Origin of the sequence: Kitasatospora sp. NPDC018619 (assembly GCF_044391605.1) — a bacterium.
Taxonomy (GTDB): domain Bacteria; phylum Actinomycetota; class Actinomycetes; order Streptomycetales; family Streptomycetaceae; genus Kitasatospora.
Map to the genome: position 1 here is coordinate 146117 of NZ_JBISAI010000014.1, position 10512 is coordinate 156628.

General features: G+C 77.7%; 11 protein-coding genes. 5 read left to right on the forward strand and 6 right to left on the reverse strand.

Going from position 1 to position 10512, the window contains the following annotated elements; genetic code table 11:
- Nucleotides 1-59 precede the first annotated feature (59 nt).
- The 4 genes from ACH5AR_RS23060 to ACH5AR_RS23075 all read right to left on the reverse strand — a co-directional run bounded on the left by ACH5AR_RS23060 (nucleotide 60) and on the right by ACH5AR_RS23075 (nucleotide 2902).
- Nucleotides 60-491, reverse strand: a complete 432-nt coding sequence (locus ACH5AR_RS23060; protein ID WP_396303348.1) for a nuclear transport factor 2 family protein — start codon at nucleotides 489-491, stop codon at nucleotides 60-62.
- Nucleotides 492-498: 7 nt separating this feature from the next.
- Complete coding sequence (locus tag ACH5AR_RS23065) at nucleotides 499-1302, reverse strand: MBL fold metallo-hydrolase (RefSeq protein WP_396303349.1); 804 nt, start codon at nucleotides 1300-1302, stop codon at nucleotides 499-501.
- 209 nt (nucleotides 1303-1511) lie between these two features.
- The gene (locus ACH5AR_RS23070; RefSeq protein WP_396303350.1) at nucleotides 1512-2078 is read right to left on the reverse strand and encodes a hypothetical protein; all 567 of its coding nucleotides are present in this window, start codon (nucleotides 2076-2078) and stop codon (nucleotides 1512-1514) included.
- 152 nt (nucleotides 2079-2230) lie between these two features.
- Entirely contained in the window at nucleotides 2231-2902 is a 672-nt protein-coding gene (locus tag ACH5AR_RS23075; protein ID WP_396303351.1) for an MFS transporter, read from the reverse strand.
- Between the two features lie 47 nt (nucleotides 2903-2949).
- On the opposite strand from ACH5AR_RS23075, the gene ACH5AR_RS23080 reads away from it, so the two are divergent.
- From ACH5AR_RS23080 to ACH5AR_RS23090, 3 genes are read left to right on the forward strand one after another with little or no spacing between them, the layout of a single operon-like run.
- Nucleotides 2950-3555, forward strand: a complete 606-nt coding sequence (locus ACH5AR_RS23080) for a hypothetical protein (RefSeq protein WP_396303352.1) — start codon at nucleotides 2950-2952, stop codon at nucleotides 3553-3555.
- 55 nt (nucleotides 3556-3610) lie between these two features.
- Nucleotides 3611-4708, forward strand: coding sequence for a DUF5937 family protein (locus tag ACH5AR_RS23085; protein WP_396303353.1), 1098 nt, complete (start codon nucleotides 3611-3613; stop codon nucleotides 4706-4708).
- 38 nt (nucleotides 4709-4746) lie between these two features.
- Complete coding sequence (locus tag ACH5AR_RS23090; protein WP_396303354.1) at nucleotides 4747-5604, forward strand: PhzF family phenazine biosynthesis protein; 858 nt, start codon at nucleotides 4747-4749, stop codon at nucleotides 5602-5604.
- 95 nt (nucleotides 5605-5699) lie between these two features.
- Here the strand turns inward: ACH5AR_RS23090 and ACH5AR_RS23095 are convergent, their stop codons facing one another.
- Nucleotides 5700-6659, reverse strand: a complete 960-nt coding sequence (locus ACH5AR_RS23095) for a metallophosphoesterase (RefSeq protein ID WP_396303355.1) — start codon at nucleotides 6657-6659, stop codon at nucleotides 5700-5702.
- Nucleotides 6660-6841: 182 nt separating this feature from the next.
- Here ACH5AR_RS23095 and ACH5AR_RS23100 point away from each other — a divergent pair, with 182 nt between their 5' ends.
- Both ACH5AR_RS23100 and ACH5AR_RS23105 read left to right on the forward strand, forming a co-directional pair.
- Entirely contained in the window at nucleotides 6842-8056 is a 1215-nt protein-coding gene (locus tag ACH5AR_RS23100; protein ID WP_396303356.1) for a phosphotransferase, read from the forward strand.
- A 22-nt stretch (nucleotides 8057-8078) separates the two neighbouring features.
- On the forward strand, nucleotides 8079-9008 hold the full coding sequence (locus ACH5AR_RS23105) for a LysR family transcriptional regulator (RefSeq protein ID WP_396303357.1): 930 nt from the start codon (nucleotides 8079-8081) through the stop codon (nucleotides 9006-9008).
- A 40-nt stretch (nucleotides 9009-9048) separates the two neighbouring features.
- On the opposite strand, the gene ACH5AR_RS23110 is transcribed toward ACH5AR_RS23105, so the two are convergent.
- Nucleotides 9049-10248 carry an MFS transporter gene (locus tag ACH5AR_RS23110; RefSeq protein WP_396303358.1) on the reverse strand — a complete coding sequence of 400 codons (1200 nt, stop codon included), beginning with the start codon at nucleotides 10246-10248 and terminating at the stop codon, nucleotides 9049-9051.
- Nucleotides 10249-10512: the final 264 nt, after the last annotated feature.

Genomic DNA, 10512 nt, shown 5'->3' on the forward strand with positions numbered 1-10512 from the left:
CGCGCCGCGCCGCGCTCGCCCGTACGGGTGAACCGGGGCCGCGCGCCGGCCCGCGGGCCTCAGGCCGTCATGGCCTCCCTCACCAGCGCGGTGTCGGTGAACTGCTCGAAGCGCACGATCCGTCCGCCGCGCACGGTGAAGCGGTGGGCGACCCGGACCGCGAGCGGTTTCCCGGTGGCCCGGTGGACGGCCGTGTAGCGGCCCAGCACCACCACGGTCTCGCCGTCCACCACGTAGGTGTCGTCGTGCGCCGTCCAGTCCTCCCACTCGGCGGCCAGCCGCTCCATCACGTTGGCCGTCACGCCCTTCGGCGTGCGGTACGTGCCGCCCAGCGGGAAGCCCGCCATCTCGGTCCACTCCACGTCCTCGGCCAGGGTGGCGCGCAGCGCGGCCAGGTCGCCCCGGGCGGAGGCCAGGTACTGGCGGCGCACCACGTCGGCGGGGGCGGACGACTCGGCGAAGGAGGAGACGTCCCCGGGGATCTCGATCACGGCCCGCTCACCCCCACGCCATCTCGCCCATGACGACCTTGGTGCCGATGTCCACCGCGATCCGCAGCCCCAGCTCCGGGAAGCGCCGCTCCAGCGCCTCCTTGGCCGCGGTCGCGTCCGCCGCCCGGCCGATCTCGGTCTCGAAGGCGCGCAGGTAGGCCCGGGTGTGGTCGACGGCACTCAGGTCGGCGGGCGCGCCGGGGACCCGGTGGCCGGCCGCCACCCAGGTCGGCTGGAGCGCCTCGATGCCGTCCAACAGGTCGATCCAGGCGGCCCGTTGGGCGGAGGTGGGGGTGTCGGCCGTCCACACGTGCAGGCCCTCGAAGAGCAGCACCCCGCCCAGCACGGCGCGGTGGTGGTGCTGCCAGAGGTAGTGCCGGTCCGGCAGGTGGAAGTCGGCGCCGCGCAGCTCGAAGCGGTGGCCCTCGAAGACCAGTTCGTCCCCGTGCAGCGCCTCCGGCCGCACCAGCCGGGTGGGCAGCTCCGGGCCCAGGTGCGCCCAGGCCCGCAGCTTCGCCTCGTACGTCTGCTGGATGTGCTCGACGGTCGAGGCGGTGGCCAGGAAGCGGGCCTGCGGGAAGGCGTCCTGGAGCTCCTGGGCGCCGAAGTAGAAGTCCGGGTCGCCGTGGCTGACGAACACCGTGGTCAGCCGCCGGCCACTGGCCCGCACCCGCTCCACCAGGCGGCGCCCGTCGGAGCGGGTGAACCCGGCGTCCACCAGCAGCGCGTCGTGCGGCCCGGTGACCAGGACGGAGGTCTTGTTGAGCGAGCTGTCCGGGCTGTCGATGATCTCGAAGTCGAGAGCACTCATGGGCGGTTCGTCCTTCCTGGGGCCGGGTGCGCCTCGCCGCCAGCATCCGGGCTCGGCGCGCCGTCCGCATCCGGAACGGCCCGCGCCTGCGCCTGCGCCTGCGCCTGCGCCCGGGCCCGCGCCCGGGCCCGCCCCGGCGGACAGACCGCGGGGCAGCGGGGTGGCGGGGCGGCCGGTCGGCGGGTCGGCGGGGCGAAGGGCCGTCGCGGTCAGCCGCGGGTCCAGAGCGAGAGGTCGCTGCTGGTGGCCACCGCGAGGGTCCGGCCGCTCGGGGAGAAGCCGGCCGCGCGGAAGGTCGACCAGGCGGAGTCGAGGACCAGCCACCAGCTGTCGCCGTGCTCGCCCTGCCACGGCCCCCGGCCGTTGGCCAGCAGCACCCGGTGGTGCGGCCACTCCGGCGCGACCACCTCGACGTGCCAGCCGCCCGCCGCGGCGGTGTGCAGCCCGCCGCCCCACGCCCCCGCCACCGGGATGCGCACGTCCGCGACCTGGCCGAGGCCCGGGCAGGCGAGGTCCGGGCCGTCCGGGTCCTCGGCGGGCTCGTGGTCCCGGGCCAGCTTGAGGCCGGTCACCGCGTCGAACAGGCCGTGGCCGCGGTGCGAGACCGTGAGCACCAGGTCGTGCCCGTTCTCCGGGTGGACGGCGAAGCCGATGCCGAGCAGCCCGCCCACCGCGAGCATCCCGCGGCCCACCGGCCGCCAGGGCTCCGGTGGGGCGGTCACCCGGGCGGCCATGATCCGGTCGCGGAGGTGCTGCTGGTGCGGGGTCAGGGCCATGCGCCCGATCATCCCACCGGTTCCGGTCCGCCGCCCCGCCCGCTGCGCCGAGCCCACCGCCCCCGCCCGCTACGCCGAGCACACCGCCCCGGCCCGCGGCGCCGGGCCCGCCACCCCCACCCCGCGACGCAGGCCCCCCGTACGCCCGCCGGTCAGCGCCCCGGCCCCGGACCCAGCCGCAGCACCGCCAGCGCCCCCAGCGCGGTCGCCGCGGCCAGCGGCACCCACAGCGCCCCGGGGCCGACCGCCAGCAGCGCCGTCAGCACGGCCGGCGCGGCCGCCCGGCCCACCCCCGAGGACAGCTCCCAGCGGGCCAGCGCCCGGCCGAGCCGGTGCGGCGGGGCGACGGACGCCACCAGCGCCGTGCCCGAGCCGGTGTAGAGGATCTCGCCCAGCGTGTACAGCACCGAGACCACCGCGATGCCCGCCGCCCCCGGCACGCCGCCCAGCGAGCCGACCGCCCAGAAGGCCAGGTACGACACCGCCAGCAGCGCCCCCGCGGCGGCGAGCACGGCCCGCCGCGAGCGGTCGGCCAGCTTCAGCACCAGCGCCAGCTGGAGCGCGATCACCAGCACCGTGTTGCCCACGAAGATGCCCGAGGACCAGGCCGGCGAGGCGTGCAGCCGCAGCACCAGCAGCGCCGGCAGGGCCACCTCCAGCACGTCGAAGCAGAAGGCGTACGGCACGTTGGCGAGGCTCAGCAGGGTGATCCGGCGCAGCGGCTCCGTGCGCTCCGGCCCGTCCGCCGGCCGCTCCTGCCGCGCGGCCCGCACCCGCAGCGAGCCCACCAGCACGGCCGCGGCCAGGCAGGCCGCGCCCGTCACCCCGGCCAGCAGCCGGATGGCACCCGTCCCCCCCGCTCACCGCCGCGGTGGCCAGCAGCGCGCCCACGCCCAGCCCGGCGTTGCGCAGCGACCGCCCGGCGGCCAGCGCGGCGTCCCGCAGCCGGCCGTCGGTCAGCGTGCTCACCACCGCCGCGTGGGTGGTCGGCCAGGACTGGCTGCCCACCCCGAACAGCACCGCCGCCGCGGTGAACCCCGGCAGCCCGGCCGCGAGCAGCAGCGTCAGCGCCCCCGCCGCCCGCAGCAGCAGGGTGACGGCGGCGGGCAGGGTCCGGGCGCCGCGGTCGATCCAGCGGCCGGTCAGCGGCACCACCAGCAGGCCCGACACCATCCCGGCGGACAGCGCCAGCCCGGCCGCCCCCGCGCCGAGGTGCAGCACGCCGACGCCGTACAGCAGCAGGAACGGCCGCAGCAGCCCGCCGCCCACCGCGTCCACCGCCAGCGCGGCGGCGTACCGCGGCCCGCCGGCCGCGGTCAGCAGGCGCCACAGCGCGGCCGGGCCGCGGCGCGCCGGGCCGGCCGGCGGCGTGGGCGGCCCGCCAGGGCGGGCGGCGGGCTCATGGACGGACTTCTCCTGGACCGTGCTCATGGCCGGTACCGTCCGCCCGGCTCGGGCCGCCTGGCACGCGGATTGACGCTTCCCGTCAATCCGCCGCGGCCCGGCCGGGGCCGGATGGCAGGATCGCCGGTGTGAGTCTGACGATCGACATCACCGGCCTGCCCGAGGAACGCCTGCTCTTCACGCCCTCCCCGCTCGCCGAGCTGAACGCCATGCTGCACGTGCTCGCCGAGCCCGCGCACCACCCCGCGCTGCACGGCTGGGCCGGCTGCACGGCCGCGGTGATCCCGCCCGAGCTGTCCGAGCGGCTGCTGGAGGCCGACTTCCTCTGGCGCTCCTCGCGTGCCGACTTCCTCGTCCCCGGCCTGCCCGGCGCCACCCTGGCCGAGGAGCTGGACGCCGTCGACCGGATCGACGACGAGCTGTACGTCGCCGCCGCCCTCGTCACCACCTGCGGCTCCTCCCGGCTCTCCCGCCGGACGGGCTCCCCGCTCACCGACCCGGTCGCCAACGAGCGCGCCCGGGAGCTCGCCCTCGCCCGCGGCCCCCGCCAGGCCGCCTTCGCCGACCGGCTGCTCGCCGACCCGCCGGCCGTCCGGGCCCTGGTGCGCCGGATGCTGGAGGACTGTCAGGCGGCGTTCTTCGCCGACGCCTGGCAGCGCGTCCTGCCCGACCTCGCCGCCGACGCCCGGCGCAAGGCGGACCTGCTCACCCGCCGCGGCCTGGCCGAGGCGCTCACCGACGTCTCGCCCTCCGTCGCCCTCGAACAGGGCGGGGACGGACGGCGCCGGATCGTCGTCGACAAGCTCCAGGACAACACCACCAGCGGCACCGACGCGGGCGGCGTCACCTTCATCCCCACCGCCTTCGGCCGCCCGCACCTGCTGGTGGTGCACGCGCGCGGCTGGCGGCCCGTCCTCCAGTACCCCGTCGCCGAGGCCGGCCTGCCCGAGCCCGTCTCGCTCGCCCTCGTCCAGCAGCGGCTGGAGGCCCTCGCCCACCCCGTGCGGCTGCGCCTGGCCCGCACCATGGCGCGCGGCCCGCACACCACCGGGGAGCTCGCCTCCGCCTGGCAGCTCACCGCGCCCGAGGTGTCCCGGCACCTCGCGGTGCTGCGCAGGGCCGGGCTGCTCACCACCCGGCGGCGCGGCCGGTACATGCTCTACGAGCTCGACCTGGCGGGCAGCGCCCGGCTCGGCTCGGACCTCCTGGAGGCGGTGCTGCGGTGAGCGGGAACAGCCCGCCCGCCCGGGGCGTTCGTCCGGTCATGACCGACGACGCCGCACCCGAGATCCTGCGCTACGCCGCCTTCGCCGCCCGCCCCGAGGGCGGCAACCCGGCCGGCGTGGTGCTCGACGCCACCGGCCTGACCGACGAGCGGATGCTCGCCGTGGCCGCCGAGGTCGGGTACTCCGAGACCGCCTTCCTGACCGCCGGCCCGGCCGAAGGGGCCTACCGGGTGCGGTACTTCAGCCCGCTCGCCGAGGTGCCGTTCTGCGGGCACGCGACGGTCGCCTCCGCCGTCGCCCTGGCCGAGCGCACCGGCCCCGGGCGGTACCGCTTCGCGACCGCGGCCGGGGACGTCCCGGTCGAGGTCGAGCGCGGGGCCGACGGTCTGCTGCGCGCCACCCTCACCAGCGTCGAGCCGAAGGTCGAGGAGGTGCCGCAGGCCGACGTCGCGCGGGCGCTCGCCCTGCTCGGCTGGTCGGCCGCCGACCTCGATCCGGTGCTGCCGCCGCGCGTCGCCTACGCGGGCGCCCGGCACCTCGTCCTCCCGGTCGCCACCCGCGAGCGGCTGGCCCGGCTCGACTACGACTTCGACGGCCTGGCCGCCTTCATGCGCGCCCGTGACCTGACCACCCTGCAACTCGCCTGGCGGGAGGCCGCCGAGCTGTTCCACGTCCGTGACCCGTTCCCGGTCGGCGGGGTGGTCGAGGACCCGGCCACCGGCGCCGCCGCGGCCGCCTTCGGCGCCTATCTGCGGGAGCTCGGCGCGGTGGCGGCCCCGGCGGTGCTGACACTGCACCAGGGCGACGACCTGGGCCGCCCGGGCGTCCTGCGGGTCGAGCTGCGCGCGCAGGACACCCGGGTCCGGGTCTCGGGCACGGCCGTGGCGATCGGCTAGTCCTGCCGGGGCCCCGCCGGGCGCTGCTCCGGCAGGGCCGGCGGCGGCCCGGTACGGGCCCGGGGCCGCCGCACGGCACCCGGCCCGCGGGGCGGCTACCCGCGGCGCATCGGCCGGGGTTCGCCGTAGCGCTCCTCGAACTCCGCGTCGCTGAGCGCCTGGACCTCGTCCGGGGTGATCCGCCCGGACAGCAGGTCGCCGAGGAAGACCGGCATCGGGGTGGCCCGCAGGGCGTCCGTCAGGGCTCCGGGCACGATGCGGACCCCGGTCTCGACCCGGCCGTCGGGGTGCAGCCGGTAGGTCCGGTAGCCGGGGCCCTCCAGCGCGCGCCCGGGCATGTCCAGGCTCATGAAGCTGGACGGGCAGACGTGGACCGGGCGGCCCTCGAACTCGCCGGAGAGGTCACCGTGCAGGTGCCCCGCGCCGATCGCCCGGATCGCGGGGAAGTCGCGGACCAGACGGGCGAGCGCGCTGTCGCCCTGGGCGGCCGGGGCGGTCGCGGGCAGCGGCGGCTGGTGGAGCCAGAGGAAGACGTGGTCCGCGCGGGTGGCCGTGAGGATGGCCCGGGCCCGCTCCTCCTCGACCGGGGTGAGGCCCGGCTGGGCGGCCGCGTGCACCCGGTCCTCGCGGTCGTGGTACGTGCCGTCGGCCCCGGCCACGCGCCCGTCGGCGTTGGCGTCGAGGAACAGCATCAGCCAGTTCCCGATCCGGACGGCGGGCTCCAAATGGACGTTCGGCCGGGGCAGACAGGCCTGCATCGGGTCCTGGCGGTCGTGGTTGCCCGCGAGGCAGTAGACCGGGGCGGGCAGTGCGTCGAGCACCTCGCCGATCCGCTCGTACGCGCCGGGCTCACCGAGGTCCGCGAGGTCCCCGGTGGCGACCACCGCGGCGGCCCGCGTGATCGCGGGCGCCGCGTCGGCGAGCACCGCGGCGAGACCGTCCTCGGGCTCGTGGGCGACGAACGTCCGGGCGCCGGGGGAGTCGCGGAAGTGCAGGTCGGAGATCTGGACGAGGTCGATGACGGGCAGGGCGGCGGTGTCCACTCGGTGGTTCATGCGGTCCTCACGGTGCGGGATCCGACGACGGGGCCGTGGTCGGGCACGCTGAAACTAGGCAAGTGGCACAACTGCCAAGTGGCAGATGTGCAAATTCTTGTCGGCGCCCGTGGAAAAACCGTTGGCGCCCGGCCGGTCGGGTGGGTGAGGCTGCTGCGGTGCAGCGAGCGAGCAACCGGACCGTGACGGTCGATCTCACCCACGGCGACGAGTACTTCGGACAACTGGGCCCCTTCGAGGTGGAGCTCGGCTGGTGGTCCTCCGTGGACGAGGTGGTCGCGCGCGCGGCGACCGCGGCCGGGGCGCCGGTCCTGGTGACGCGGCTGGTCGACGGGCGGAGCGAGGACCCGGGCCACGGCGGGCGGGTGCGCTACCACGCCGAGGCACTGCGCCGGCCGGCCGGGCTCCGGCCCGCCACCCCGGACCCCGGGACGGCAGCGCTGCTCGGCCCGGCCGAGCGCCGCGCCGCCTGGGCCACGCCCGCGGGCCTGCGGGCCGCGCTGGACTGGGCCCGGGCGCGGCTCGCCGAGGCCGGCCGCCCGCAGGCCGCGCCCGCCCGGCAGATCCGGACCTGGAACCTCTCCGGCCTGTTCCGCCTCCCGACCACCACCGGCACCGACGCCTGGCTGAAGACCACGACGCCCGCGTTCAACGCCCACGAGGGCGAGGTGATCGCGCTGCTCGGCGGCGTCGACCCGGCCCTCGTCCCGACCGTCCTCGCCGCCGACCCGGCAGGCGGCCGCCTGCTGCTCGACCACGTCCCCGGCGAGGACTGCTGGAGCCCGTCCGCCGCGACGGTCGGCGACGTCGTCCCCCGGCTCGTCGCCGCCCAGGCCGCGCTCGCCGCCCGCCCCGCCGAGCTGGGCCGCCTGCGCGACCGCACCCCGCGCACCCTGGCCGCCCAACTGACGGGCCTGCTCGGCCGCCTCCCGGCGGAGACCGACCTGACGCCCGAGGAGCTGGACCGGCTGGCCGGCTTCGCCGCCGGCCTGCCCGGGCTGCTGGACCGGCTCGCCGACTGCGGCCTGCCGGAGACGCTGCTGCACGGCGACTTCCACCCCGGCAACTGGCGTGCCCACGGCGCGGACACGGTGGTCGTCGACTACGCGGACGCCTGCCTGGGGCACCCGGCCCTGGACGGGCTGCGTCCCCGCGCCTACCTCACCGAGGAGGCCTGGCGCCACCACGCCCGGGTCTGGACGCAGGCCTGGCGCCGCCACGCCCCCGGTTCGGACCCGGGGCGGGCCCTCGACCTCGCCGAGCCGCTGTACCACCTGTCCTACGCCCTGCGCTACCAGGAGTTCCTGGACCACATCGAGCCGAGCGAACGCCCCTACCATGAGGGCGATCCGGCGGCCGAGCTGCGCGCCGTGCTGGCCTGCGGAGCGGCCGGGTAGCGGGCGTCCGTAGACTGCCGGGGTGGACCGACCGACCCCAGCCCCGATCCTGCCCGAGCTGCCGTTGCAGGAGCTGGAGTGCTTCTCCGTCCTCGTCCACCAGCTGCACTTCGGGCGGACGGCGGAGCGCCTCGGCGTCTCGCAGGGGAGGGTCTCCCAGCTGATCAAGCGTCTGGAGGGCCGGGTCGGCGCCCCGGTGTTCCGGCGGACCAGCCGCCGGGTCGAACTGACCGAGCTGGGGCGGCTGCTGGCCGAGCAGGTGGTGCCCGCCTTCGAGCGGCTCCGGGAGGGGTACGAGGCGGCCCGGGCGGGGGCCGCGACGGCGGCGCCGCTGCGGCTGGGCTTCCAGTGCGCGGTGTACGAGCCGGTCGCCCGGGTGATCGCCGACCTGCCGGAGGGCAGCGTGCGGCTGGTCGAACTGCCGTGGGCGGACCCGTTCTCGCACCTCGCCCGCGGGGAGGTCGACCTGGCGATCGTGCTCGGCCCGTGCCGGGAGCCGGGGCTGGAGGTGCTGATGGAGTTCTCCCGCCAGCGGGTGTTCGTGGCGCTGTCCGCCGCCGGGCGCCCCGGCGGCGCGGCCCGGGCGGACGGCGCGGACGCGGTGGGCGTGATGGACGCCGAGGCCCTTTCCGGGGTGCCGCTGATCGAGCCGCGCGGCCCGGCGCCGGAGTACTGGCGGCGGGTGCACGCGCCCCGGCGGACGCCGAGCGGGCGGGAGCTGGCCTACCCGGCGGGTGCGGCCACCATCCAGGAGGGCCTGTCGATGGTCGTCGGCACCCGCCAGGGGCTGCTGCTGTGCGAGCGCAGCACGGCGTACGTCCGGCGGCCGGACATCCGCTTCCTGCCGGTGCCGGAGCTGGCGCCGACCACGCTGGAGGTGGTCCGCAACGAGCGGCGCCCGCACCGGATGGCGGCCGGGTTCGTCGAGCTGCTGGCCCGGCACGTCGACTGAACCGGGCGGGCAGCGCCCGCCCGGTTCGGCGTCCGCCCGGTCAGCGCCCGCCCGGCCGCCCGGCGTGCGGCCGGGACAGCAGGGCGAGCAGCAGTCCGACGCCCGCCAGCGCGGCCGCGGTGAGCAGGGCGGCGCGGTGCCCGGCCCGGTCGACGACCTGCCCGCCGGCGAGGGAGCCGAGCGCGATGCTCGCGTTGAACACCCCGGCCCAGAGCGCCGCCGAGGCCTCGACCCGGGCCGGGGCGGCGGTGCGCACCCAGCTCTGGGTGGAGACGGAGACCCCGCCGTACGCGGCGCCCCAGAGGACCAGCACGAGCAGGGCGGCGGCGGTGCCGCCGGCGCGGGTGAGCAGCGCCGCGGCCAGGGCGACGCCGGCCAGGGCGAGGGTGACGGCGGTCTTCGGGCGGCGCCCGGACAGCGGGCCGAGGGTGAAGTTCCCGGCGACGCCCGCGAGTCCGTACACCAGCAGGCAGGCGGCGAGGGCACCGCCGCTCAGGCCGGCGTCGGCTTCGAGGACCGGGCGGACGTAGGTGTAGCCGGCGAAGTGCCCGAGCACGACGCACCCGGTGATCGCGATCCCGGCGGCGACGCCCCGGTGGCGCAGGGCGGCGGCCGGACCACCGAGCCGGCCGCGTTCGCGCACCGGCAGGGCGGGCAGGGTGGCGGCGAGGACGGCGGCGGAGGCGGCGCCGAGCAGGGCGAGCGCCCAGAACGCGGCGCGCCAGTCGAGCAGCGAGGCCAGGTAGGTGCCCAGCGGGACGCCGAGCACGGAGGCGACGGAGACGCCGGAGAAGACCAGCGTCATGGCCGACGCGACCCGTGGCCCGTCGGCGAGGCGCGAACCGACGCTCGCGGCGAGGCCCCAGACGACGCCCATCGCGGCGCCGAGCAGGACCCGGCCGGCCGCCAGCACCGCGAAGTCCGGCGCGAGCGCGGTCACCGCGTTGGCCAGGCCGAGCAGCAGCATGAAGGCGACCAGGACGGTCCGGCGGTCGCGCAGGCCGACGAGCAGCGGGGCGAAGGGGGAGACGACGGCGGCGACCAGGCCGGTGACGGTGAGGGACAGGCCGGTCACGCCGTCGGTGACGCCGAGGCTGCGGGACATCGGGGTGAGCAGGCCGACCGGCATCATCTCGGAGGAGACCACGGTGAAGGTGGCGAGCGCGACGGCGAGGACCGGGGACCAGCGGTGGGCGGCGGGTGGACCGGCTGGTGGGGCAAGGGTTTCGGCGTTGGTCATGCGGCCAGCTCACCAGTCGGCGGACGGGCCGAACAAGATCGATGAGCTCATCGACCGATGAGCCCCGCTCATCGGTCGGCCTGCCCCGGGGGAGAGCCGGCGGCGCCCCGGGGCCTGTGGTCCCCCCGGGGGTCCCGGTGGTGGGGGGGGCCCCCCCCCCCCCCCGCCGGGCCCCCCCCCCCCGGGGGGGGGCGGGGGGGGGGGCGCGCGGGGCCCCCCCCCCCCCCGGGGGGCGCCGCCCCCCCCCCCCCCCGCCGCCCCACC